The sequence below is a fragment of the Streptomyces sp. RPT161 genome (genome assembly GCF_027533845.1).
Lineage (GTDB): Bacteria > Actinomycetota > Actinomycetes > Streptomycetales > Streptomycetaceae > Streptantibioticus_A > Streptantibioticus_A silvisoli_A.
Map to the genome: position 1 here is coordinate 571,852 of NZ_JAPZVN010000002.1, position 25,214 is coordinate 597,065.

Consider the following 25,214-nt stretch of genomic DNA (forward strand, 5'->3'; position numbering starts at 1 on the left):
AGGGACAAGCGATGAGCAAGCGCGTGGTCGTCTTCGACTACGGCTTCGGAAACGTCCGTTCCGCCGAGCGGGCGCTGGCCCGGGTCGGCGCCGACGTGGAGATCACCGCCGACTACGACGCCGCGATGGCCGCCGACGGGCTGCTGGTGCCCGGCGTCGGCGCGTTCGCCGCCTGCATGGCCGGGCTGAAGGCGGCCCGCGGCGACTGGATCATCGGTCGGCGACTGGCGGGCGGGCGGCCGATCATGGGCATCTGCGTCGGCATGCAGATCCTCTTCGCCCGCGGCGTCGAGCACGGCGTGGAGACCGCGGGCTGCGACGAGTGGCCCGGCACCGTCGAGCCGCTGCGCGCGCCGGTCGTGCCGCACATGGGCTGGAACACCGTCGACGCGCCGGAGGACTCCAAGCTGTTCGCCGGGCTCGACAAGGACGAGCACTACTACTTCGTGCACTCCTACGGGGTGCGCGAGTGGGAACTGGAAGTCACCAACGACGCCATCCGCGCCCCCAAGGTCACCTGGGCCACGCACGGCGAGCCGTTCGTCGCCGCGGTCGAGAACGGGCCGCTGTGGGCCACCCAGTTCCATCCCGAGAAGTCCGGCGACGCCGGCGCCCAGCTGCTGACCAACTGGATCGAGACCCTGTGAGCCGCCCGATGTCCAAGCTCGAACTCCTGCCCGCCGTCGACGTGCGCGACGGCCAGGCCGTCCGCCTGGTGCACGGTGAGTCCGGTTCCGAGACCTCCTACGGCGACCCGCTGGCCGCCGCCCTGGCCTGGCAGCAGGCGGGCGCCGAGTGGCTGCACCTGGTCGACCTGGACGCGGCGTTCGGCACCGGCGACAACCGCGACCAGATCGCCGAGGTGGTGCGCTCCATGGACATCAAGGTGGAACTGTCCGGCGGCATCCGCGACGACGCCTCGCTGGCCGCCGCGCTGGCCACCGGCTGCACCCGGGTCAACCTCGGCACCGCCGCCCTGGAGAGCCCGCAGTGGGTGGCCAAGGCCATCGCCGAGCACGGCGACCGGATCGCGGTCGGCCTGGACGTGCGCGGCACCACGCTGCGCGGCCGCGGCTGGACCCGGGACGGCGGCGACCTGTACGAGACGCTGGCCCGCCTCGACTCCGAGGGGTGCGCCCGCTACGTCGTCACCGACATCGCCAAGGACGGCACGCTCCAGGGCCCCAACCTGGAACTGCTGCGCAACGTCTGCGCCGCGACCGACGCTCCCGTGGTGGCGTCCGGCGGCGTTTCCTCGCTCGATGACCTGCGCGCCATCGCCGCCCTCGTCCCCGAGGGTGTGGAAGGCGCCATCGTGGGCAAAGCCCTCTACGCCAAGGCATTCACCCTTGAGGAAGCGTTGAAGGCGGTGTCGCGATGACCGGAACCCCCGCTGTGCGGCGAGTGCAGAGCGATAGTCCGTGGGAGGAGACCATGGGCTTCGCCCGAGCCGTCGAGGTCGGCGACCGGGTGCTGGTGTCCGGCACGATGCCGCTGGTCAAGGGGGTTCTCCAGGGCGAAGGCGATCCGTACCTGCAGGCCAAGGCGGCGTTCGCGAACGCGTTCGCGGCACTGGAGCCGTTGGGCCTCGGGGCCGCGGACGTGGTCCGCACCCGTATGTACATCACCCACGCCCGCGACGTGGACGCGGCGGGCCGCGCGCACAAGGAGCTGTTCGACGACATCCGCCCGGCCACCAGCCTGGTGGTGGTCTCCGGCTTCGTCGACTCGCGGGTGCTGGTCGAGGTGGAAGTCGAAGCAGTGCGTCCGGTGGCCCGCCCTGACGGACGCCACGCTGAGGAACCGAGTGGAGATACGCCGTGAGCCTGGCCGTCCGGGTCATTCCCTGCCTCGACGTGGCCGACGGTCGCGTCGTCAAGGGCGTCAACTTCCAGAACCTGCGGGACGCCGGCGACCCCGTCGAGATGGCGAAGGTGTACGACGCGGAAGGCGCGGACGAACTCACCTTCCTCGACATCACCGCCTCCTCCGGCAACCGGGAGACCACCTACGACGTGGTGCGCCGCACCGCGGAGCAGGTCTTCATCCCGCTGACCGTCGGCGGCGGGGTGCGCACCGCCGAGGACGTCAACAAGCTGCTGCGGTCCGGCGCGGACAAGGTCGGCGTCAACACCGCGGCGATCGCCCGGCCGGAGCTGATCCGGGAGATCGCGGAGCGGTTCGGCAGCCAGGTCCTGGTGCTGTCGGTGGACGCCCGCCGCTGCCCCGAGGGCACCGTCACGCCCTCCGGATACGAGGTCACCACGCACGGCGGCCGCCGCGGCACCGGCATCGACGCCGTCGAATGGGCGCACCGAGCGGTCGAGTTGGGCGCCGGGGAGATCCTGCTGAACTCGATGGACGCGGACGGCACGAAGGACGGCTACGACACCGAGATGATCGAGGCGGTGCGCAAGCACGTCACCGTCCCGGTCATCGCCAGCGGCGGCGCCGGCAAGCTGGGCGACTTCCCACCCGCCATCGAGGCGGGCGCGGACGCGGTACTGGCCGCCTCCGTGTTCCACTTCGGCGACCTGCGGATCAGCGAGGTCAAGCGGACGCTGCGGGAAGCGGGGCATCCGGTCCGCTAGCCCCGGGCCGGGGCGCAGCGTGGCCGGGGCCGCCGGTTCGCATCGTCGCGGCGGCCTCCGCGTGGGGCTAGGCGTCGATTCCCAGCTTGGCGGCGCGCAGCTTCTCCACGGCGTCCTTGTCGCCGTCCAGTTCCACATGGGCGGCGGACTGGCGGCCGAAAGCGAACAGGGTCAGCTCGTCCGGCTCCCCGGTCACGGTGACCACCGGTGCGCCCCGGTGGGCCACCGCCGTCTGGCCGTCGGGGCGGCGCAGCACCAGGCCGACCGGCGACCTGCGGCCCAGCACCCTGGCCGCCCGCTCCAACCGCTTCCACAGCAGGTTCGCGAAGACCGGGTCGATGGCCCGCTCCGCCCACTCCGGCTGGGCCCGGCGGACGTCCTCGGCGTGCACGAAGAACTCGACGCTGTTCGCCGCCTCGTCGATCTGCTTCAGGGCGAATGGTGAGGAGCGCGGCGGGCCGGTCCGGATGAGCTGGATCAGCTCCTCGTACGGCTTGGCGGTGAACTCCTGCTGGACCCGGTCGAGCCGGGCCTTCAGCGGCTTGAACAGGATGCCGCCCGCCGCGTCCGGACGCCGCTCCCGGACCACCACATGGGCGGCCAGATCACGCGCGGTCCAGCCCTCGCACAGCGTCGGTGCCCCGGGGCCAGCGCTCTCCAACAGGTCTGCCAGCAGCAGACGTTCACGCTGCGCATGTGTCGACATGGCGGCAGCGTACGTCCACCCCCGTACGGGCGGCTACGGCAACGGGGCGGTCAGCTGCTTGCCGTCCATCGAATTGCTCAACGTCAGCGAGCAGGAGACGGTGTCCTCGCCCTGGAACTGGTAGGTCGCCAGGTCCGGGTAGAGCGCGTAGTTGTAGTACGTCCGCCCGTCCCTGGGTATGGACTCCAGCCGCTTCTTGGCGTCCGGCTCGCACAGTGCGAGCACCTTGCTCTTGAGGTCGTCCTCGGTGGTCACGGTGCCGGACAGGGTCTCGTTGGCTATGACCTCGCCGTCGTGCACCGAGGTGCAGGAGACCTTGGTGATCTGCTGGACACGGCTGTCCAGGCCGGGGGAGTTGAAGCAGTCGCCGGGCGAGAGCTTCACGTAGATCAGATGCTGGCTGGCCGACGGCATGGGCACCCCGGGCAGCGAGGAGCCGTCCGACGGGTCCTGGCTCGGCAGGCCGGACGCGCCGGAGTCGGACGGTACGGGTGACGCGGACGGGGAGCCGTCGGCCTGCGCGCTGTTGTTGTCGCTGTGGCTGCTGCCGAGCCAGACGATGCCGCCGATGACGATGGCCAGCACCACCACGGCGCCGATGACTATGCCCGCGACCTTCGGGCCCTTGCCCGGCCCCGGTGGGGGCGGCGGCGGATACGGCGGGTATCCGCCGGGGCCGCCGGGGCCGTATCCACCCGGTCCCGCCGGGCCGCCGGGCGCTCCCGGACCGTAGCCGCCGAACCCGCCGGGGCCGGGCGGCTGGGGACCGTATCCGCCATTGCCGGGCGGAGGCGGCGGGCCGAAGCCCTGCGGCGGGCCGAAGCCGCCGCCGGAGCCCGGGGGCGGGGTCTCGTTCGGCGGTGGAGGGAAACTCATGACCGAAGCATGCCCCATGGGACTGACAGCCGTTCGCCAGGGATGCCAAGTCGTGACTCCCAGCTCAGCGGCGGCAGTTGCGTCCCGTCGCACCGGGCACAGCGGTCTTCCGGCGCATCGCGGCGCCGACGGTTTCCCGTATCCGGCACGGCTGATCCACAATGGGGGGCATGCCAGCCGTCTCCCGCCTCGATCCCGCCATCGCCGCCCGCCTCAAGCGGTCCGCCGACGGCCTGGTCCCGGCCATCGCCCAGCAGTACGACACCGGTGAGGTGCTGATGCTGGGCTGGATGGACGACGAGGCGCTGCACCGCACCCTCACCACCGGCCGCTGCACGTACTGGAGCCGCAGCCGCCAGGAGTACTGGGTCAAGGGGGACACCTCCGGCCATGTGCAGCACGTGAAGTCGGTCGCCCTCGACTGTGACGGCGACACCCTGCTGGTCAAGGTCGACCAGGTGGGCGCGGCCTGCCACACCGGGGACCGCACGTGCTTCGACGCGGACCCCCTGCCGCTGAGCTAGTCGGCCCTCGGGACCTCGCCGCGCGGGGCTTGCGGAAGCGGCCTTGCCACAGGCGGGAGCATCGCGGCGGAAAGGCGGGCGTCCACCGCGGCGGAGCCCACCGCGGCCCGGATCCCGAACCCGCTGGAGAGGCGCCGCCGCCCGGATCCGCACCCCCTCGGGAAGGGTATGGTGCGAGCCATGACCACGGGCTACGTCACCCCCGACCTCGAAACGTTCCGCGAGCTGGCCCGGGATCGCCGGGTCATCCCGGTGACCCGGCGGCTGCTCGCCGACGGCGACACGCCCGTGGGCCTGTACCGGAAGCTGGCGGGCGAGCGCCCCGGGACGTTCCTGCTGGAGTCCGCGGAACACGGCCGCTCCTGGTCGCGCTACTCCTTCGTCGGCGTACGCAGCGACGCCACCTTGACCGAGCGCGACGGCCAGGCGCACTGGCTCGGCACGCCGCCGGTCGGGGTCCCCACCGGCGGTGACCCGCTCGGCGCGCTGCGGGCCACCATCGAGACCCTGCACACCCCGCGTGACCTGCACTCCAGCGGTACGCTCCCGCCGTTCACCGGCGGCATGGTGGGCTACCTCGGCTACGACGTGGTACGCCGCCTGGAGAAGCACATCGGCGACCACGCCAAGGACGACCTGCGGCTGCCCGAGCTGACCATGCTGCTCACCTCGGACCTCGCCGTGCTCGACCACTGGGACGGCACCGTCCTGCTGATCGCCAACGCCATCAACCACAACGACCTGGAGACCGGCGTCGACGAGGCCTACGCGGACGCCGTTGCGCGGCTCGACAACATGGCCGCCGACCTGGCCCGCCCGTCGGACAGCTCCCCCTGCGAACTGCCGCCCTCCGAACTGCCGGAGTTCACCGCGCTGTGGGGCGGCCCCGCGTACCAGGACGTGGTGGAGGACATCAAGGAGCGCATCCGCGCCGGTGAGGCGTTCCAGGTCGTGCCGTCGCAACGGTTCGAGACGCCGTGCCCGGCCAGCGCGCTGGACGTCTACCGGGTACTGCGGGCGACCAACCCCAGTCCGTACATGTACCTGCTGCGCTTCGACGGCTTCGACGTGGTGGGCTCCTCGCCCGAGGCGCTGGTGAAGGTCGAGGACGGGCAGGCGATGGTGCACCCCATCGCCGGAACCCGGCCGCGCGGCGGCACCCCGCAGGAGGACCAGGCGCTCGCCGAGGAACTGATGGCCGACCCCAAGGAGCGCGCCGAGCACCTGATGCTGGTCGACCTCGGCCGCAACGACCTGGGCCGGGTCTGCGAGCCGGGCAGCGTCGAGGTGGTCGACTTCATGTCCATCGAGCGGTACAGCCACGTCATGCACATCGTCTCGACGGTCACCGGCAAGGTCGCCGGGGGCCGTACCGCCTTCGACGTGCTGACCGCCTGCTTCCCGGCCGGGACCCTTTCGGGCGCGCCCAAGCCGCGCGCGATGCAGATCATCGACGAACTGGAGCCCACCCGCCGGGGGTTGTACGGCGGCTGTGTCGGCTATCTGGACTTCGCCGGTGACTCCGACACCGCGATCGCCATCAGGACCGCGCTGCTGCGTGACGGCACGGCATATGTTCAGGCGGGCGCCGGCATCGTGGCGGACTCCGATCCGGTGGCCGAGGACACCGAGTGCCGCAACAAGGCGGCGGCGGTGCTGCGCGCCGTGGCCACCGCCAACCGGCTGTGAACGCGGGGGAGTTGGGCCGCCCCCGGGAGTGGGCGGCCCAACCCGCTTGAGGGAGTCAGCCCTTGAAGGCGCTGACGCCCTTCGGGGTGCCGAGGCCCGTGGGGCCGTCGTACCCGGGCTTGGCGGTGCACAGGTAGCTGCCGCCGCACGAGCCGTTGGAGCCGCTCGTCACATCGTTGAGCGCCGAGGTGTGGGCGTACGGGAAGGACGCCGGCGTGGAGCCGGAAGAGGGCGTTCCGGCGAGGGCGTAGACGCTGGCGATGATCGGCGAGGACACACTGGTGCCGCCGAACACCTCCCAGCCCGGGTCGCCGCCGTAGGTGTCGTAGACCGCCACCCCGGTGGCAGGGTCGGCGACCGCCGAGACATCGGCGACCGTGCGCTTGCCGCAGCCGCTGTCCTTCTGCCAGCTCGGCTTGGCGTCGTCCGCCGAGCAGCCGGAACCGGCACCGCTCCAGGCGGTCTCGGTCCAACCCCGGCTGCTGGACGCCGTGGTGAGGTGCGTGCCGCCGACGGCGGTGACATAGCGGGAGGCGGCCGGGTACCCCACGCCGTAGCCGGAGTCGCCGGAGCTGGCGGTGATGGCGACGCCGGGGTGCTTGAAGTACTGGCTGTCGTAACCGGAGTCGGACGAGGACTCGCCGCCGCCGTAGCTGTTGGAGACGTACCGGGCGCCGAGCTTGACCGCCTCGTTGACCGACGCGCCGAGGTCGCCCATGGACGCCGAGTTGGCCTCGACCAGCAGGATGTGGCAGCTGGGGCAGATCGCGCTGACCATGTCGACGTCCAGCGACTCCTCCTCGGCCCAACCGGCGTCGGCGGAGGGGAGTTTGCTGGTGCTGCCGGTCTGGCCGACCTTCTTGAAGCAGCCGTTCGCGCTGGTGCAGGCGGGCAGGCCGAACTGCTTGCGGTAGGCGGCCACGTCCTTCTCGGCGTTGGGGTCGTCCTGCGCGTCCACGATCGCCACGGTGGCGCCGGAACCGCCGCTGGACGGAAGGGAGTAGGCCTTGTGCAGGTCGCCCGGTCCGAAGCCGGAGGGGGCGGCCTCGGGAGACGTGCCGGACGCCTTGGCGGCGACGGTGCCGGCGACCACCTTGAGCGCGTCACACGCCGCCCAGCCGGCCTTCTTCGGTACGGCGCAGGAGTGGACGGTGCGGACGGTGTTGGCCGAGGGCTGCCCCGCGTGGGCGGGGGCGGCGGCGAAGCCGGTGAGCGCCAGGCTCGCGACGGCGGTCAGGGAGAGCCCGGCGCTGCGGAGCGCCTTGGGAGTGGGTCTGCGCAATGTACTGCCTCCTGTGGCTGGTGACCCGGAGTCATGAGGGGGGACGGGCCACGGCGTACAGGGGGTGAGCCGTGGCCCGCTTGCGCGACGGTGCAACGGGGTGCCCCGATATCCGGAGCGGGATTGCCGGAAAACGTATTGTGACCGGCACACGTCAACAAGACCGGCTGCGTGACTCTGTACCGCCGCTTTGCCGGTGGATGTCATTCCGTAGGCAAGAAATTGCGCGGCCGTGGCCGAGGGCGGCGCATTAACCACCCCCGTCGGGGTAGACACCCCAAATCGCCGTCCGCGGCCCCCGGGTGCCCGGCCGCCGCGCGGTGACGAGATAGTGGTAGGCGTGAGTGCCGCCGCCGTACCCCAGCCCCGCCCCGCCGAGGGGCCCGCCGCCGAACCGCCGCGCCGCGCCGCCGGACGGCGCAGTCTGGCCGTGGCGCTGCTGCTCGGCGCGCTGGGCGCCGCCATGGTGCTGCTCGCCGTGGGCAAGACCTGGTCCACCGGAACCGCGCCCTCGGCTGGGAGCACGGTCCCGGTCAGCGTCACCGGCAAGACGGTCACCGGGCTGCCCGATGCGCTGGCGCTGGTCGGGCTGGCCGCACTGGTCGCGGTCTTCGCGGTGCGCCGGGTCGGCCGGTTGATCGTTTCCGTGCTGCTCGCGCTCTGCGGCGCCGGGACCGTCGCGGCCAGCGTCGGCGGCGCGGGCGACACCAGGGCGCTGGGCGCCGCCGCCGCCCGGGCCAGCGGCCTGACCGGTACCGCCGTCCAGCACGTCGGCCACACCGGCTGGCCCTGGGCCGCCGCCGCGGGCGGCCTGCTGCTGCTGCTCGCCGGAGTGCTGGCCGTGGTCCGGGGCGCGGCCTGGCCCGCCATGTCCAGCCGCTACGAGCGCGCGGACGGCCCCCGTACGCCGCGCGCCGCCCGCCGCGCACCGGACCCCGAGCACCCCGGCGAGATGTGGAAGGCCCTGGACCGGGGCGAGGACCCCACGGCCGGCTGAATCGCGGTAGGGACACCCCGCTCAGGAGCACTACTCCGGACGGGGGACAATGGTCCGGAGCAGCAGTGCGCCACCCCTCGGCGCCACAGCACCTTCAGGAAGGGAGCAGCAATGGCGGGAAACCACCACGGACACACGCCTGCCGCCTGGACCGGCGTGACCATCGCCTTCATCGGCTTCTGCGTGTCGGGCGTCTTCACGGTGGCGGCCAAGCCGGTCGGTTTCTGGGCGGGCCTTGTCGTGGTCGCCCTCGGCGGCATCGTGGGTCTGGGCATGCGCATGGCGGGCCTTGGCGCCCCGCTGCCGCAGAAGTCCCGCTCCTGAGGCCCCTTCCGGCGGAACCGTGGCACCGGGGCCTTTCAGACCGCCCCTGGTGCTGCGCCCGCCGGTGATTCCGTAGAGAATCGGCCACGTGGCGTCCACCCAACACCGACCGGCCCCCCACTCCCTGGTGCGGCGGGTCAGCGTCCCCGTCGGCCTGCTGGCAGCGGTCGCGGGGGCTTTCGGCTACGTGGGCTCGGTCGACCCCAACCATCCGGGGCACTACCCCGTCTGCCCTTTCCTGTACCTGACTGGCTGGTACTGCCCCGCCTGCGGCGGACTGCGCAGCGCGTACGCCGTGGTGCACGGCGACTTCGGCGCCGCACTGCGTGACAACGCGCTCGCCGTGGTCGGCTACGGAGCCGCCGCCGTGCTGTGGGTGCTCTGGCTCTCCCGCGAGGCGCGCGGACGCCCGGTCGGAACGCGGGTGCCGCGGGCGGTGTGGTGGGGGATGGGAGCGGTCGTACTGGTCTTCGGCGTTGTCCGGAACCTGCCGTTCGGGTCCTTCCTGGCCCCCTAGGCGCCCCTGCGAGCGGTGGTGTTCGTCCAGGTGGTGGGACTGGTGGCGACCGGATGCGGGTTCTCGGCCCGGTGACGGATACCATCGCACTACCTGAGCTCCACAGATCCACCAGTAGGTTTTCGGAACTTCGACAACCGCCACCGGAAGGGGGCCGCTCGCGTGAGTGTGCTCGACGAGATCATCGACGGAGTCCGCGCGGACCTCGCCGAACGGCAGGCGCGTGTCTCCCTCGACGAGCTCAAGGAGCGGGCGGCCAAGGCGCGGCCGGCCAAGGACGGCGTGGCCGCGCTGCGCGGCGACAGCGTGAAGGTGATTTGCGAGGTCAAGCGCTCCAGCCCCAGCAAGGGCGCGCTCGCCGCGATCGCCGACCCGGCCGGCCTGGCCGCCGACTACGAGGCGGGCGGCGCCGCCGTCATCAGCGTGCTCACCGAGCAGCGCCGGTTCGGCGGCTCCCTGGCCGACCTGGAGGCGGTACGCGCCCGGGTCGACGTACCCGTACTGCGCAAGGACTTCATCGTCACCGCCTACCAGCTGTGGGAGGCGCGGGCGTACGGCGCGGACCTCGCGCTGCTGATCGTCGCGGCGCTCGAACAGGAGGCGCTGGTCTCCCTCATCGAGCGCGCCGAGTCCATCGGCCTCACCCCGCTGGTCGAGGCGCACGACGAGGACGAGGTCGAGCGCGCGGTGGACGCCGGGGCGAAGATCATCGGAATCAACGCCCGCGACCTGAAGACCCTCCAGGTGGACCGGGGAACCTTCGCGCGCGTCGCGCCGGAGGTCCCCGACCACATCGTGAAGGTCGCCGAGTCGGGCGTACGCGGTCCGCACGACCTGATCGCCTACGCCAACGACGGCGCCGACGCGGTGCTCGTCGGCGAGTCCCTGGTCACCGGCCGTGACCCCAAGGCCGCCGTCGCCGACCTGGTCGCGGCGGGGGCCCACCCCGCGCTGCGGCACGGAAGGGACTGACGCGTCCCGTGCAGCTCTCCGCCCGCCTCGCCCCCGGTTGCCGCCCGCGCGGCTGCCGCGCGCCCGCGCGCCGGGTGCTCGGGCGGCGCGTGCGGTACGTGATCGGCTGCGAGCCGGGCCAGGTGAACGGCATGCGATGGCGCCGTCGCTCAGCGACGGCTTGAACGGGCTCGGGGCACGTCCCCGGTTCCGTCCGGCTCGGTTTCGCGGGCTGGGGTGAGTTCGGCACCGCCGGGCCACAGCGTTGCGGTTGCCCGCCGACACGGCGCAGGGGCTTCGCACCGCAACGGCGCGGTCCGCTCACCGCTCCAGTTCCGAAACCTCCTTTCCGCCGCAAGGGCGGCCAACCCCCACGGCGGAGTCCGTCGGTGGCGAACTGACCGGGACCACCGGAACGCACCGCTACCCCCAGGGGACGCCGCCGGGCGCACAGGAGCCATAGCCATACCGGCACAAGCCGCTAAAGTCGCATTCACCGGGAAAACCACCGCATTCGTCGCAGATCACGGAGTACGGGGCGCCAGCCCCGTCGAGGAGACACCGGATGTCCACCGACTTCTTCATCCCGGACCCCGAGGGTCAAGTCCCCACCGCCGACGGCTACTTCGGCCCCTTCGGCGGGAAGTTCATTCCCGAGGCGCTGGTCGCCGCGGTCGACGAGGTCGCCGCGGAGTACGAGAAGGCCAAGGGCGACCCCACCTTCGCCGCCGAGCTCAACGACCTGCTCGTCCACTACACCGGGCGCCCCAGCCCGCTCACCGAGGTCCCGCGGTTCGCCGAACACGCGGGCGGCGCACGGATCTTCCTCAAGCGCGAGGACCTCAACCACACCGGCTCGCACAAGATCAACAACGTGCTGGGCCAGGCCCTGCTCACCAAGCGCATGGGCAAGACCCGGGTGATCGCGGAGACCGGCGCCGGTCAGCACGGCGTCGCCACCGCCACCGCCTGCGCGCTGTTCGGCCTGGACTGCACCATCTACATGGGCGAGGTGGACACCGAGCGCCAGGCGCTCAACGTCGCCCGGATGCGGATGCTGGGCGCCGAGGTCATCGCCGTGAAGTCCGGCAGCCGCACCCTCAAGGACGCCATCAACGAGGCGTTCCGCGACTGGGTCGCCAACGTCGACTCCACCCACTACCTGTTCGGCACCGTCGCCGGACCGCACCCGTTCCCGGCGCTGGTGCGCGACTTCCACCGGGTGATCGGGGTGGAGGCGCGCCGCCAGATCCTGGCGCGGGCCGGTCGGCTGCCCGACGCGATCTGCGCCTGCGTCGGCGGCGGCTCCAACGCGATCGGCATCTTCCACGCCTTCCTGCCCGACGAGGACGTACGCCTGGTCGGCCTTGAGGCCGCCGGGCACGGCGTCGAGTCCGGCGAGCACGCGGCCACCCTCACCGCGGGCGACCCGGGCATCCTGCACGGCTCGCGCTCCTACGTGCTCCAGGACGAGGACGGCCAGATCACCGAGCCGTACTCGATCTCGGCCGGGCTGGACTACCCGGGCATCGGCCCCGAGCACTCGTACCTGAAGGACATCGGCCGCGCCGAGTACTACCCGGTGACCGACGACGAGGCGATGCAGGCGCTGCTGCTGCTGTCCCGTACCGAGGGCATCATCCCGGCCATCGAGAGCGCGCACGCGCTCGTGGGCGCCCTGCGCATCGGCCGCGAGCTCGGGCCCAACGGGCTGCTGTTGGTCAACCTCTCCGGCCGCGGCGACAAGGACATGGACACGGCCGCCCGTTACTTCGGGCTGTACGACTCACCCGAGGGGGACGCCCAGTGAGCGGGAACATCCAGCTGCTGAACAAGGTGCTGGCCACCGCCAAGGCCGAGAACCGCGCCGCCCTGGTGGGGTACCTGCCCGCGGGCTTCCCGACCGTGGCCGACGGCATCGCCGCCGCGACCGCCATGATCGAGGGCGGCTGCGACATCGTCGAGATCGGACTGCCGCACAGCGATCCGGTGCTGGACGGTCCGGTGATCCAGACCGCCGACGACATCGCGCTGCGCGGGGGCGTCAAGATCGTCGACGTGGTCCGCACGGTCGGCGAGGTGCACGCGGCGACCGGTGCGCCGGTGCTCTGCATGACGTACTGGAACCCCGTCGACCGCCACGGCGCGGAGCGGTTCGCCGAGGAGCTGGCCGCCGCCGGTGGGGCCGGCTGCATCCTGCCCGACCTGCCCGTCGAGGAGTCCGCCGGATGGCGCGCGGCGGCCGAGCGGCACGGCCTCGCCACCGTCTTCGTGGTCGCGCCCAGCAGCCGCGACGAACGCCTGGCCAAGATCACCGCCGCCGGTTCCGGCTTCGTCTACGCGGCCTCGCTGATGGGCGTCACGGGCACCCGTGAGTCCGTCGGCGCCCAGGCCGCCGACCTGGTACGCCGCACCCGGGCCAGCACCGACCTGCCGGTCTGCGTGGGGCTCGGGGTCTCCAACGCCGGGCAGGCCGCCGAGGTCGCCGGGTTCGCCGACGGCGTCATCGTCGGCTCCGCGTTCGTCAAGCGGCTGCTGGACGCCCCCGACACCGCGTCCGGCATCGCAGCGGCCCGCGAGCTGGCCGGGGAACTGGCGACCGGCGTGCGTAAGCGCTGAGCCGCCCGGTGTGATCCGTTCGGGGGAATTGACCGCCGGGGACGCGCGCTGCCGTGTCCCCGGCGCGTTAAGCAGGGGCGTGAGCGACAAGAACAGCGAGGGAAGGCGCAGCGCCCGCGAGCGGCTGCAGGCGGAGCGCGAGCGCGAGAAGGCCAGGGCCAAGCGCAAGCGGGCCGTCATGGTGTCGGGCGGGATCATCGCCGTACTGGCCATCGCCGCGGCCGTCGGGATCATGGTCGCCAACAGCAAGAGCGGCTCCAGCAGCGGCCCGGTGACGGCGCCCACGGGTGCCGTCGGCAAGGGCGATCTCGCCATCCCGGTGGGCAGAAACGGTGCGCCCTCGACGCTCACGGTGTACGAGGACTTCCGCTGCCCGGCCTGCGACGCCTTCGAGAAGGGCTTCCGCGACACCGTGCACAGCCTGATGGACAGCGGCCAGCTCAAGGGCGAGTACCACCTGGTCCGGCTGATCGACGGCAACAGCGGCGGCACCGGCTCGCTGAACGCGGCCAACGCCGCGGCCTGCGCACAGAACCAGGGCAAGTTCCGCGACTACCACGACGTGCTCTACGACAACCAGCCCGACGAGCGGGTGGACAAGTTCGCCGACAAGAACTACCTGCTCCAGCTCGCCGACAAGGTGCCGGGCCTGAAGACGCCGGCCTTCACCTCCTGCGTCCAGAACGGCACGTACAACGCGTGGGTGGACAAGTCCAACGCCGACTTCAACAGCTCCGGCTACAACTCGACCCCCACCATCCTGCTCAACGGCAAGAGCATCTTCGGCGAGAACCAGCCCCTCACGCCCGAGCAGCTCAAGGCCGACGTCACCGCGGCGAACAAGGGCAAGCCGGTCCCCAGCAGCTGACCGGCCCGTTACGCACCCGTTGCCGGGTGGATTGCGCCCGCCCCCGCCCGGCACGGTAGCGTCAGGTACGCCATGGACCTCGCATACATTCCCAGCCCGTCGAGGGGCGTCGTCTACCTCGGCCCCATTCCGCTGCGCGGTTACGCGTTCTGCATCATCATCGGCGTCTTCGTCGCCGTGTGGCTGGGCAGCCGCCGGTGGGTGGCGCGCGGCGGTGTGAAGACCACCGTCGCCGACATCGCGGTGTGGGCGGTGCCGTTCGGACTGCTCGGCGGGCGGCTTTACCACGTCATCACCGACTACGAGCTGTACTTCGGCAAGGGCAAGGACTGGGTCGGCGCCTTCAAGGTCTGGGACGGCGGTCTCGGCATCTGGGGCGCGGTCGCGCTGGGCGCCCTCGGCGCCTGGATCGGCTGCCGCCGCCGGGGCATCCCGCTGCCCGCTTACGCGGACGCGGTGGCGCCCGGCATCGCCATCGCCCAGGGCATCGGCCGCTGGGGCAACTGGTTCAACCAGGAGCTGTACGGCGGCCCGACCAAGCTGCCGTGGGCGCTGGAGATCGACCCGGCGCACCGCCCGGCGGCCACCCCGGACATCGGCCTGTACCACCCGACGTTCCTGTACGAGTCGCTGTGGGACATCCTGGTCGTCGCGATGCTGGTGCTCTGGGCCGACAAGCGCTTCAAACTCGGGCACGGCCGCGCCTTCGCCCTGTACGTGGCCGCGTACTGCGTGGGCCGCGGGTGGATCGAGCACATGCGGGTGGACTACGCGCACCACATCCTGGGCCTGCGGCTCAACGACTGGACAGCGATCATCGTCTTCCTGGCGGCGGTGACCTACATCGTGGTCTCGGCGCGGCTGCGTCCGGGCCGTGAGACGGTCGTGGAACCGGCCGCCGAGCAGACCGACGGCGAGCCGCAGTCCGACGCCGGTGCGGTGACCGGCGGCGAGCGGCCCGCCCCCGACGCCGCAGCGGAGGCCGCCGCACCGCACGACGAAGCCGCCGCGGACGACCCGGCGAACGCCCCCGACACCCAGGCGGCCAAGCCCCACGCCGCCGAGAAGACGGCCGAGGCGGCCAAGCCCCACGCCGCCGAGAAGACGGCCGAGGCCCCCGACACGGAGCCGTCCAAGAAGGCCTGACGCCTCCCACACGGTCCCGAGAAGGCCGCCGGATCTGACGGATCCGGCGGCCTTCCCGCGTAGCGGGACCGCGGCGCGGGAACCGCCCCCGCGGGGTCCGCACCCGCTTTGGCCAGGCTTTCCTTGCTGGCAGAGGCCATCGCTTCGTGCGTATCTTCGATGCGTTTGGGAGGGACCGGGCGGTCCGCACCTGGCCCGGAAGGGAGACCGAGCAGATGTCCACCGTCGTCGAGAACGAGGCCGAGCGCTTCGACTACCACGTACCGCACCACAGCCACCGCGACGTCAACGGTGGCTGGCTGCGCCCGGCCGTCTTCGGGGCGATGGACGGACTGGTGTCCAACTTCGCGTTGATGACCGGTGTCGCCGGAGGGCACGTCTCCAACAAGACCATCGTGATCGCCGGTCTCGTCGGCCTGGCGGCCGGAGCCTTCTCCATGGCGGCGGGCGAGTACACCTCGGTCGCCTCGCAGCGTGAGCTGGTGGAGGCCGAACTGGAGCTGGAGCGGCTGGAGTTGCGCCGCAACCCCAAGGACGAGCTGTACGAGCTGGCCAAGCTCTACGAATCCCGCGGCGTGGAACCGAAGCTGGCGATGGAGGTCGCGCGCCAGCTGTCCGCCGACCCCGAGCAGGCGCTGGAGATACACGCCCGCGAGGAACTGGGCATCGACCCGTCCGACCTGCCCTCGCCGCTGGTCGCCGCCGTCTCGTCATTCGGATCGTTCGCGGCCGGCGCGCTGCTGCCGCTGCTGCCGTACCTGCTGGGGGCCACCGCGCTGTGGCCCGCGCTCGTGGTGGCGCTGCTGGGGCTGTTCGCCTGCGGCGCGGTGGTGGCCCGGGTGACGGCCAGGTCGTGGTGGTTCAGCGGGCTGCGGCAGCTGGTGCTGGGCGGCGCGGCGGCCGGGGTCACCTTCCTCCTGGGCTCGCTGTTCGGGACCGCGGTCGGTTAGCCTGGTCAGCCGGGCCGTGACGTAGGCCACAAGCCACCGGATGGCCCATGGTGTTACCCGATCGTTTCGGCAGGCTTACGGCGGGGCATGAGGTACAAGCGCGCCGGGCAGTGCCGCCCGCCAAGGCGCCGGGTGACCTGCTCGGGGACCCCGAATCCACCGCGTTAGTCCACATACTGGGAAGCCCATATCCACTGTTCGGGATCCCGGTCATCATGTAACCTGCACGAAATCGCAGAGGGCCAGCGTCGTCCCTGTTGCGCCGTGACATCACTCCGGCAATGCAATGCCACGACGACAGGAGAGCCGATGCGTTCCGCGTCCACGCACTCCGCGCCCGGCACCCGCTGGGCTCGTATGGACGGGCGTCCCGCCCCGCAGGGGATGTACGACCCCCGCAACGAGCACGACGCCTGCGGCGTCGGATTCGTGGCCACCCTCACCGGCGAGGCGGACCACGCGCTCGTAGAGCAGGCGCTGACGGTGCTGCGCAATCTGGAGCACCGCGGAGCCACCGGTTCGGAACCCGACTCCGGCGACGGCGCCGGAATCCTTGTCCAGATCCCGGACAGCTTCCTGCGCGAGACCGTCTCCTTCGAGCTGCCCGCCGCCGGCGCCTACGCGGTCGGCATCGGCTTCCTGCCGGTCGAGGACGAGGCCAGGGCCAAGGCGGTGGACTCCATCGAGCGGATCGCCGCCGAGGAGGGCCTGGAACTGCTGGGCTGGCGCGAGGTGCCGGTCGCCCCCGAACTGCTGGGCGCCTCGGCCCGCGCCACCATGCCGTACTTCTCACAGCTGTTCGTCGCCGACGCCACCGGAGGACGGCAGGGCCTGGAGCTGGACCGGCTCGCCTTCGTGCTGCGCAAGCGCGCCGAGCGCGAGGTGAACGTCTACTTCCCGTCGCTGTCCGCGCGGACCATCGTCTACAAGGGCATGCTGACCACCGGCCAGCTGGAGCCGTTCTTCCCCGACCTGTCCGACCGCCGGTTCGCCACCGCGATCGCCCTGGTCCACTCCCGCTTCTCCACCAACACCTTCCCCAGCTGGCCCCTGGCCCACCCGTACCGGTTCGTGGCGCACAACGGCGAGATCAACACCGTCAAGGGCAACCGCAACTGGATGCGGGCCCGCGAGTCGCAGCTGGCCAGCGACGCTTTCGGCTCCGCCGATCATGGAACGGGCAAGGGCGACCTGGAGCGGATCTTCCCCATCTGCACCCCGGACGCCTCGGACTCCGCGACCTTCGACGAGGTGCTGGAACTGCTGCACCTCGGCGGCCGCTCACTGCCGCACAGCGTGCTGATGATGATCCCCGAGGCGTGGGAGAACCACGACTCCATGGACCCGGCCCGCCGAGCCTTCTACCAGTACCACTCCACGATGATGGAGCCCTGGGACGGCCCGGCCTGCGTCACCTTCACCGACGGAACCCTGGTCGGCGCGGTGCTGGACCGCAACGGCCTGCGTCCGGGCCGCTACTGGGTCACCGACGACGGCCTGGTGGTGCTCTCCTCCGAGGTCGGCGTGCTGGACATCGCCCCGGAGAAGGTGGTCCGCAAGGGCCGCCTCCAGCCGGGCCGGATGTTCCTGGTCGACACCGCCGGCCACCGCATCATCGAGGACGACGAGGTCAAGGCGGAGCTGGCCGCCCAGCAGCCGTACGCCGAATGGCTGGAAGCCGGTCTGATCCACCTCAAGGACCTGCCCGAGCGCGAGCACATCGTGCACACCCACGCCTCGGTCACCCGCCGCCAGCAGACCTTCGGCTACACCGAGGAGGAACTGCGGGTCATCCTCGCGCCGATGGCGAAGACCGGCGCCGAGCCGATCGGCTCCATGGGCACCGACTCGCCGATCGCCGCGCTCTCCGAGCGTCCCCGGCTGCTGTTCGACTACTTCACCCAGCTGTTCGCGCAGGTCACCAACCCGCCGCTGGACGCCATCCGCGAGGAACTGGTCACCTCGCTGATCTCCGTGGTCGGCCCGCAGGGCAACCTGCTGGAGCCGACCCCGGCGGCCTGCCGCAACGTCACCCTGCCGTTCCCGGTGATCGACAACGACGAGCTGGCCAAGCTCATCCACATCAACGCCGACGGCGACATGCCCGGACTGAAGGCCGCCACGCTTTCCGGCCTGTACCGGGTCGCGGGCGGCGGCCAGGCGCTGGCCGCCCGGCTCGCCGAGATCTGCGCCGAGGCCGACGCCGCCATAGCGGCCGGCGCCCGGCTGATCGTGCTCTCCGACCGCCACTCCGACGCGGAGCACGCGCCGATCCCGTCGCTGCTGCTCACCTCGGCCGTCCACCACCACCTGATCCGCACCAAGACCCGCACCCAGGTCGGCCTGCTGGTCGAGGCCGGTGACGTGCGCGAGGTGCACCACGTCGCGCTGCTGGTCGGCTACGGCGCCGCGGCCGTCAACCCGTACCTGGCGATGGAGTCGGTCGAGGACCTGGTGCGCGCCGGGACCTTCCTGCCGGGTACCGAGCCGGAGGCCGCGATCAAGAACCTGATCAAGGCGCTGGGCAAGGGCGTGCTGAAGGTGATGTCCAAGATGGGCATCTCCACCGTCGCCTCCTACCGCGGCGCCCAGGTCTTCGAGGCCGTCGGCCTGGACGAGGGCTTCGTGGACACCTACTTCCACGGCACCACCACCAAGATCGGCGGCGCCGGGATCGACGTCATCGCCAAGGAGGTCGCCGCCCGGCACGCCAAGGCGTACCCGGCCTCCGGCATCGCCGCCGCGCACCGCCGCCTGGAGATCGGCGGCGAGTACCAGTGGCGCCGCGAGGGCGAACCCCACCTGTTCGACCCGGAGACCGTCTTCCGGCTCCAGCACGCCACCCGCACCCGTCGCTACGACATCTTCAAGAAGTACACGGACCGGGTGAACGAGCAGTCCGAGCGGCTGATGACGCTGCGCGGCCTGTTCAACCTCAAGACCGGCGAGCGGCCCCCGGTGCCGATCGAGGAGGTCGAGCCGGTCTCCGAGATCGTCAAGCGCTTCTCCACCGGCGCCATGTCGTACGGGTCGATCAGCCGCGAGGCGCACGAGACCCTGGCCATCGCCATGAACCAGCTCGGCGGCAAGTCCAACACCGGCGAGGGCGGCGAGGACCCGGAGCGGCTCTACGACCCGGCCCGGCGCTCGGCGATCAAGCAGGTCGCCTCCGGCCGCTTCGGCGTCACCTCCGAGTACCTGGTCAACGCCGACGACATCCAGATCAAGATGGCCCAGGGCGCCAAGCCCGGCGAGGGCGGCCAGCTGCCCGGCCACAAGGTCTACCCGTGGGTCGCCAAGACGCGGCACTCCACCCCCGGCGTCGGCCTGATCTCGCCGCCGCCGCACCACGACATCTACTCCATCGAGGACCTCGCCCAGCTCATCCACGACCTGAAGAACGCCAACCCGGCCGCCCGCATCCATGTGAAGCTGGTCTCCGAGGTCGGCGTCGGCACGGTCGCGGCGGGCGTCTCCAAGGCCCACGCGGACGTCGTGCTGATCTCCGGCCACGACGGCGGCACCGGTGCCTCGCCGCTCACCAGCCTCAAGCACGCGGGCGGCCCCTGGGAGTTGGGCCTGGCCGAGACACAGCAGACCCTGCTGCTCAACGGGCTGCGCGACCGGATCGTGGTGCAGACCGACGGCCAGCTCAAGACCGGCCGTGACGTGGTCATCGCCGCGCTGCTCGGTGCCGAGGAGTTCGGCTTCGCCACCGCGCCGCTGGTCGTCTCCGGCTGCGTGATGATGCGGGTGTGCCACCTGGACACCTGCCCGGTCGGCATCGCCACCCAGAACCCGGTGCTGCGCGAACGGTTCAACGGCAAGGCCGAGTTCGTGGTCAACTTCTTCCAGTTCATCGCCGAAGAGGTCCGCGAACTCCTCGCCGAACTCGGCTTCCGCTCCATCGAGGAGGCCGTCGGCCGCGCGGAGTTGATCGACACCACCCGTGCCGTCAACCACTGGAAGGCCCAGGGCCTCGACCTCGCGCCGCTGCTGCACGTGCCCGAACTGCCGGACGGCGCGGTGCGCCACCAGGTCGTCACCCAGGACCACGGCCTGGCGAAGGCACTCGACAACCAGCTGATCAAGCTGGCCGCCGACGCACTGGAGAGCGGCTCGCCGGTGCGCGCCCAGCTGCCGATCCGCAACATCAACCGCACGGTCGGCACCATGCTCGGCCATGAGGTCACCAAGCGGTACGGCGGCGCCGGCCTGCCCGACGACACCATCGACGTCACCTTCACCGGCTCCGCCGGGCAGTCGTTCGGCGCGTTCCTGCCCAAGGGCGTCACGCTGCGCCTGGAGGGCGACGCCAACGACTACGTCGGCAAGGGGCTTTCCGGCGGCCGGGTCATCGTGCGCCCGGACCGGGGCGCCGACCACCTCGCCGAGTACTCCACGATCGCGGGCAACACCCTCGGCTACGGCGCCACTGGCGGCGAGATGTTCCTGCGCGGCCAGGTCGGCGAACGGTTCTGCGTCCGCAACTCCGGTGCCACCGTCGTGGCCGAGGGCGTCGGCGACCACGGCTGCGAGTACATGACCGGCGGGCGCGCCGTCGTACTGGGCGAGACCGGGCGGAACTTCGCCGCGGGAATGTCCGGCGGCATCGCCTACGTCCTCGACCTGGACCCCTCCCGGGTCAACAACCAGTTGGTCGGCGTCGAGCAGCTGGACGCCGACGACATCGCGTGGCTGCACGACGTGGTGCGCCGCCACCAGCAGGAGACAGGCTCCACCGTCGCCGAGGCGCTGCTCGCCGACTGGGGCACCACCCTCACCCGGTTCGGCAAGGTCATGCCGAGGGACTACAAGGCAGTGCTCGCCGCCAAGGACGCCGCCGAGCAAGCGGGACTCAGCGAGTCCGAGACCACGGCGAAGATGATGGAGGCGGCTCATGGCTGACCCGAAGGGCTTTCTGACCACCGGGCGCGAGGTCGCCACCTCCCGCCCGGTCAGCGAGCGGGTCACGGACTGGAACGAGGTCTACGTCCCCGGCTCACTGCTGCCGATCATCTCCAAGCAGGCAGGCCGCTGCATGGACTGCGGCATCCCGTTCTGCCACAACGGCTGCCCGCTGGGGAACCTCATCCCGGAGTGGAACGACTACGCGTACCGCGGTGACTGGAAGGCCGCCTACGAGCGGCTGCACGCCACCAACAACTTCCCCGAGTTCACCGGGCGGTTGTGCCCCGCGCCGTGCGAGTCCGCCTGTGTGCTGGGCATCAACCAGCCCCCGGTCACCATCAAGAACGTCGAGGTCACCATCGTCGACAAGGCGTGGGAGGGCGGCCATGTCACCCCGCAGCCGCCGGACCGGCTCTCCGGCAAGACCGTCGCGGTGATCGGCTCGGGACCGGCCGGACTCGCCGCCGCCCAGCAGCTCACCCGGGCCGGGCACACGGTCGCGGTGTACGAGCGCGCCGACCGTATCGGCGGCCTGCTGCGCTACGGCATCCCCGAGTTCAAGATGGAGAAGCGGCACATCAACCGCCGTATCGAGCAGATGCGCGCGGAGGGCACCAAGTTCCGCACCGGAGTGCAGGTCGGCACCGACGTGGACGCCGCCGCGCTGAAGCGGCGGTACGACGCCGTGGTCATCGCGGCCGGTGCCACCACCGCCCGTGATCTGCCGGTGCCGGGCCGCGAGTTGAACGGCATCCACCAGGCGATGGAGTACCTGCCGCTGGCCAACAAGGTCCAGGAAGGCGACTACGTCGCCTCCCCGATCTCCGCCGAGGGCAAGCACGTCGTCGTCATCGGCGGCGGCGACACCGGCGCGGACTGCGTCGGCACGGCGCACCGCCAGGGCGCGGCCTCCGTCACACAGTTGGAGATCATGCCGCGCCCCGCCGACGAGCGCCCCGCCCACCAGCCGTGGCCCACGTACCCGATGACGTACAAGGTCACCTCCGCGCACGAGGAGGGCGGCGAGCGGGTCTACTCGGTCAACACGGCGCGGTTCGAGGGCGACGAGGACGGGAACGTGCAGTTCCTGCACCTGGTCGAGGTCGAGTTCAAGGACGGCAAGTTCGAGCCGAAGCCCGGCACCGAGCGGAAGATCCCGGCCCAACTCGTCACCCTCGCCATGGGGTTCACCGGTACCGACCAGCGCAACGGCCTGGTCGAACAACTCGGCCTGGAACTCGACGAGCGCGGCAACATCGCCCGCGACAAGGACTTCGCCACCAACGTGGACGGTGTCTTCGTCGCCGGTGACGCGGGCCGCGGCCAGTCGTTGATCGTATGGGCGATCGCCGAGGGCCGCTCGGCCGCCCGTGCTGTCGACGGCTACCTGACCGGCGCCAGTTCACTGCACGCGCCGATCCGCCCGACCGACCGCGCGCTGGCGGTCTGACGGCGGCCACGAGTGAGCCGTACAGCGCCGTACGGCTGTTGAGGCGGCGCCCGCCCCCTTCCCCGACCGGAGGGCCGGGCGCCGCGTCGTGTCCCTACCGAGGCGTAGCCTGACCCTGGTTCACCGAACGGTAGTTGGGGAGGCATCAGGTGGTAGAGCACCGCAGCGTCAACGTGAACGGCATCCGGTTGCACATCGCCGAGGAGGGCGAGGGGCCGCTCGTCGTGCTGCTGCACGGATTTCCGGAGTGCTGGTACTCCTGGCGCCACCAGTTCGCGCCGCTTGCCGCCGCCGGGTACCGGGTCGTCGCGCCCGACCAGCGCGGCTACGGGCGCAGCGACCGGCCCGAGGAGATCGAGGCCTACACCATCCTGCACCTGGTCGGTGACGTCATCGGCCTGATCCACGCGCTCGGCGAGGAGAGCGCCGTGGTCGTCGGCCACGACTGGGGCGCACCGGTCGCCTGGCACACCGCGCTGCTGCGCCCCGACGTGGTGTCCGCCGTCGCGGGCCTGAGCGTGCCGCCGCAGCCGCGCGGCCCGGTACCGCCGTTGCGGGCGATGCGCGAGCGGTTCGACGGGCAGTTCTACTGGAACTACTTCGAGACGCCCGGCGTCGCCGACGCCGAACTCGCCGCCGACCCGCGCACCACGTTCCGCCGCACGCTGTACGGCGCCTGCGGCGACAACCCGCACAACAACCCGCCCGCCCAGCCCCTGATCCAGCCCGGCGGCGGCTTCCTCGACCGCGTCAAGGCCCCGGAGAAGCTGCCCTCCTGGATCACCGAGGAGGACATCGACGTCTTCGTCGCGGAGTACGGCGAGGCGGGCTTCACCGGCGGCCTGAACTGGTACCGCAACCTGGACCGCAACTGGGAACTGACGGCCGCCTGGCAGGGCGCCGCCGTCCAGCCCCCCGCCCTGTACATCACCGGCGACCGAGACCTGGTCTACGGCTTTCCCGGCATGGAAGACCTACTCCCCGCGCTGCCCAACCTCCACCCCAACCTCCGCGAGCCCATCATCCTGGAGGGCTGCGGCCACTGGACCCAACAGGAACGCCCCCAGGAGGTCAACGCGGCGCTGCTGGAGTTCTTGGACTCCCTGTAAAGCCCCCCGCCTCCGCGCCCCGGCTCCCGACCTGTCGGGAGCCGGGTCGCAGCCCCACCGCCCCAGAGGGGCGGTGGCGGCGCCCCGAGACGCGGTCAGAATCGCAGCCCCAGCGCGGGGGCGCCCCAACGGCGTCCGGAACCCAACCCGAGCGGACCGGTATCGACGGGGCCGCGCCGAGGTCAAGCCGACCGGTTCCCGGGCGCGCCCCGACGGCGTTGGGGACGCGACCGGAGGGGACCGGTGTCGGCGGGTCCGCGTCGAGGCAGACCGCGCCGGACGGTTCCCGGACGTAGCTGCTAGCGGGGACAGGGGCGCAGCCCAGGGGGGGACGGGGGACGCACCCCAACGGCGTCCGGGACGCAACCGGAGGGGACCGGTGTTGACGGAGCCGCGCCGAGGCAAACCGCGCGGGGTTTGGGGCGCAACCCCACGTGGGACGGGGACACAGCGCCGAGCGGGGTTTGGGGCGCAGCCCCAGCGGGTTCGGCGCAGCCCAGGCGGGGTTTGGGACGCAGCCCTGAGCGGGCTTTAGGGCGCAGCCCTAGCGGGAGGCGCAGCCTCAGCGGGGGCGCTGTCCAGGTGGGGTTCGGGGCGGAGCCCCGAGCGGGGTCCGGGGCTGCGCTCCGCCGGGGTTTGGGGCGGAGCCCCGAGGGGGGCTGGGGCTGCGCCCCAGAAGGGCGGGCGGGTGGGCTACGTGTCGCACTGGAGTTCCGACCCACAAACCCCACACCGCGCCGTGAACCTCCCCCGCACCGGAACCCGGATCCGCTGATGGCACGTGGGGCAGGGGAACGACACCCGCAGCGGCGACCCGCCCTCGAACGCGTAGCCCCCCGCCCGCACGGGCGACACCCCGTCCCCCCGCTGCACGATCCGGCGGTCCGCCGCGTACCGCCGTCGACCGGCCCACCCGCACCGCGCCAGCGGCGGCTGCCGCAGATCCGCCTGGGCCCGCGCCATCCCCGCGCGGTACGCGTCCCGCGCCTGCGCGCTGGAGAACCACGGCTCGATGTCGTCCCCGAACGCCAGCGCCCGCTTGGCCAGCACGTACCCGAACTCCTCCGGGGTCAGATACCCGAGCTTGGACGCCGACCGCACCAGCCGGTCCCCGCGTACGTTGCTCTCCTCCCGGTAGGCGTCCAGCAGCAGCCACCCCGCACCGAGATAGGCGGACGCGGTGTCCGTGAGGATCTCGTTGTCCCGCGTACCGGCGAACTCCAGCCCCAGCCGGTGCAGATAGACATGCATCACCTCATGCGCCAGGCACGCCCCGATGTCCCGACGATCCTCCTTGAACCGCGAGTTCAGCTCGATGAAGTACTCCGGCCCGGCCTCCAGCTCCACGTTCCCCGCGTGCACCATGTCCCGGAACGCCACGATCATCCGCGCCTCCGGCAACCGCAGGTGCTGCACGATGGTCCGCGCCACCTGCTGGGTGCCCAGGTAGATGTCGGCGTCCGGCGGTACCCGCACCTCGTCCGGGAGTACGCTGACCGCGAACGTGCTGATGGTGTCGTACGACAGCCGCCTGTAGAGCGCGGTCAGGGAGGCCTGGATGGTCTTTAGGTGCGGAAAGCCGTGCACGATCGGCCCGGAGGCCGGTCCAGACCGGTCCGCGGGTTCGGCATGACGCGTCACGGGCACCTCCCCAGGGCTGTCGCCCTTACGAGCCTACGTGCCGCCGCCACCTTTCGCCCTCGG

Annotated in this window: 23 protein-coding genes; 19 read left to right on the forward strand and 4 right to left on the reverse strand. The window is 71.7% G+C overall.

What is annotated here, in order from left to right:
• Nucleotides 1-11 precede the first annotated feature (11 nt).
• The 4 genes from hisH to hisF are packed head-to-tail and all read left to right on the forward strand — an operon-like array spanning nt 12 to nt 2,591.
• The gene (gene hisH, locus O5O46_RS07230; protein WP_269854397.1) at nt 12-647 is read left to right on the forward strand and encodes an imidazole glycerol phosphate synthase subunit HisH; all 636 of its coding nucleotides are present in this window, start codon (nt 12-14) and stop codon (nt 645-647) included.
• Nucleotides 648-655: 8 nt separating this feature from the next.
• Nucleotides 656-1,381 carry a bifunctional 1-(5-phosphoribosyl)-5-((5-phosphoribosylamino)methylideneamino)imidazole-4-carboxamide isomerase/phosphoribosylanthranilate isomerase PriA gene (gene priA, locus O5O46_RS07235; protein ID WP_269854398.1) on the forward strand — a complete coding sequence of 242 codons (726 nt, stop codon included), beginning with the start codon at nt 656-658 and terminating at the stop codon, nt 1,379-1,381.
• Nucleotides 1,378-1,824, forward strand: coding sequence for a Rid family hydrolase (locus O5O46_RS07240; protein ID WP_269854399.1), 447 nt, complete (start codon nt 1,378-1,380; stop codon nt 1,822-1,824). Before priA ends, O5O46_RS07240 begins: the two co-directional genes overlap by 4 nt.
• On the forward strand, nt 1,821-2,591 hold the full coding sequence (gene hisF, locus O5O46_RS07245) for an imidazole glycerol phosphate synthase subunit HisF (protein ID WP_269854400.1): 771 nt from the start codon (nt 1,821-1,823) through the stop codon (nt 2,589-2,591). Before O5O46_RS07240 ends, hisF begins: the two co-directional genes overlap by 4 nt.
• Before the next feature lie 67 nt (nt 2,592-2,658).
• On the opposite strand, the gene O5O46_RS07250 is transcribed toward hisF, so the two are convergent.
• Nucleotides 2,659-3,297: a TIGR03085 family metal-binding protein gene (locus tag O5O46_RS07250; protein WP_269854401.1), complete on the reverse strand. Its 639-nt coding sequence runs from the start codon at nt 3,295-3,297 to the stop codon at nt 2,659-2,661.
• Nucleotides 3,298-3,330: 33 nt separating this feature from the next.
• On the reverse strand, nt 3,331-4,173 hold the full coding sequence (locus O5O46_RS07255; RefSeq protein ID WP_269854402.1) for a hypothetical protein: 843 nt from the start codon (nt 4,171-4,173) through the stop codon (nt 3,331-3,333).
• 170 nt (nt 4,174-4,343) lie between these two features.
• On the opposite strand from O5O46_RS07255, the gene hisI reads away from it, so the two are divergent.
• Entirely contained in the window at nt 4,344-4,697 is a 354-nt protein-coding gene (hisI, locus tag O5O46_RS07260; protein WP_269854403.1) for a phosphoribosyl-AMP cyclohydrolase, read from the forward strand.
• Between the two features lie 180 nt (nt 4,698-4,877).
• Nucleotides 4,878-6,386: an anthranilate synthase component I gene (locus O5O46_RS07265; protein ID WP_269854404.1), complete on the forward strand. Its 1,509-nt coding sequence runs from the start codon at nt 4,878-4,880 to the stop codon at nt 6,384-6,386.
• A 55-nt stretch (nt 6,387-6,441) separates the two neighbouring features.
• Here O5O46_RS07265 and O5O46_RS07270 read toward each other — a convergent pair whose 3' ends face one another.
• On the reverse strand, nt 6,442-7,668 hold the full coding sequence (locus O5O46_RS07270; RefSeq protein ID WP_269854405.1) for a S53 family peptidase: 1,227 nt from the start codon (nt 7,666-7,668) through the stop codon (nt 6,442-6,444).
• A gap of 340 nt (nt 7,669-8,008) precedes the next feature.
• Here O5O46_RS07270 and O5O46_RS07275 point away from each other — a divergent pair, with 340 nt between their 5' ends.
• From O5O46_RS07275 to O5O46_RS07330, 13 genes are all read left to right on the forward strand, one after another.
• Nucleotides 8,009-8,665, forward strand: coding sequence for a TIGR02234 family membrane protein (locus O5O46_RS07275; RefSeq protein ID WP_269854406.1), 657 nt, complete (start codon nt 8,009-8,011; stop codon nt 8,663-8,665).
• 111 nt (nt 8,666-8,776) lie between these two features.
• Nucleotides 8,777-8,989, forward strand: coding sequence for an HGxxPAAW family protein (locus O5O46_RS07280; protein ID WP_269854407.1), 213 nt, complete (start codon nt 8,777-8,779; stop codon nt 8,987-8,989).
• 88 nt (nt 8,990-9,077) lie between these two features.
• Nucleotides 9,078-9,506: a DUF2752 domain-containing protein gene (locus O5O46_RS07285; RefSeq protein ID WP_269854408.1), complete on the forward strand. Its 429-nt coding sequence runs from the start codon at nt 9,078-9,080 to the stop codon at nt 9,504-9,506.
• Nucleotides 9,507-9,668: 162 nt separating this feature from the next.
• Nucleotides 9,669-10,478 (forward strand): indole-3-glycerol phosphate synthase TrpC, encoded by an 810-nt coding sequence (trpC, locus tag O5O46_RS07290; protein ID WP_269854409.1) that lies wholly within the window; start codon nt 9,669-9,671, stop codon nt 10,476-10,478.
• Complete coding sequence (gene trpM, locus O5O46_RS35450; protein WP_443072428.1) at nt 10,475-10,642, forward strand: tryptophan biosynthesis modulator TrpM; 168 nt, start codon at nt 10,475-10,477, stop codon at nt 10,640-10,642. The genes trpC and trpM overlap by 4 nt, the downstream gene beginning before the upstream one ends.
• A 380-nt stretch (nt 10,643-11,022) precedes the next feature.
• Nucleotides 11,023-12,267, forward strand: a complete 1,245-nt coding sequence (gene trpB / locus O5O46_RS07295) for a tryptophan synthase subunit beta (RefSeq protein WP_269854410.1) — start codon at nt 11,023-11,025, stop codon at nt 12,265-12,267.
• Entirely contained in the window at nt 12,264-13,076 is an 813-nt protein-coding gene (trpA, locus tag O5O46_RS07300) for a tryptophan synthase subunit alpha (protein ID WP_269854411.1), read from the forward strand. The genes trpB and trpA overlap by 4 nt, the downstream gene beginning before the upstream one ends.
• A 79-nt stretch (nt 13,077-13,155) precedes the next feature.
• Nucleotides 13,156-13,944: a DsbA family protein gene (locus tag O5O46_RS07305; RefSeq protein WP_269854412.1), complete on the forward strand. Its 789-nt coding sequence runs from the start codon at nt 13,156-13,158 to the stop codon at nt 13,942-13,944.
• 72 nt (nt 13,945-14,016) lie between these two features.
• A complete protein-coding gene (gene lgt / locus O5O46_RS07310) occupies nt 14,017-15,090 on the forward strand; it encodes a prolipoprotein diacylglyceryl transferase (RefSeq protein WP_269854413.1) in 1,074 nt (357 codons plus the stop codon).
• Nucleotides 15,091-15,305: 215 nt separating this feature from the next.
• Entirely contained in the window at nt 15,306-16,040 is a 735-nt protein-coding gene (locus O5O46_RS07315) for a VIT1/CCC1 transporter family protein (protein WP_269854414.1), read from the forward strand.
• A 309-nt stretch (nt 16,041-16,349) separates the two neighbouring features.
• Complete coding sequence (gene gltB / locus O5O46_RS07320) at nt 16,350-20,948, forward strand: glutamate synthase large subunit (protein WP_269854415.1); 4,599 nt, start codon at nt 16,350-16,352, stop codon at nt 20,946-20,948.
• A complete protein-coding gene (locus tag O5O46_RS07325; RefSeq protein ID WP_269854416.1) occupies nt 20,941-22,401 on the forward strand; it encodes a glutamate synthase subunit beta in 1,461 nt (486 codons plus the stop codon). Before gltB ends, O5O46_RS07325 begins: the two co-directional genes overlap by 8 nt.
• Nucleotides 22,402-22,550: 149 nt before the next feature.
• Nucleotides 22,551-23,510, forward strand: a complete 960-nt coding sequence (locus tag O5O46_RS07330) for an alpha/beta fold hydrolase (RefSeq protein WP_269854417.1) — start codon at nt 22,551-22,553, stop codon at nt 23,508-23,510.
• A 693-nt stretch (nt 23,511-24,203) separates the two neighbouring features.
• On the opposite strand, the gene O5O46_RS07335 is transcribed toward O5O46_RS07330, so the two are convergent.
• Nucleotides 24,204-25,151: a hypothetical protein gene (locus tag O5O46_RS07335; protein ID WP_269854418.1), complete on the reverse strand. Its 948-nt coding sequence runs from the start codon at nt 25,149-25,151 to the stop codon at nt 24,204-24,206.
• Between the last annotated feature and the right edge of the window lie 63 nt (nt 25,152-25,214).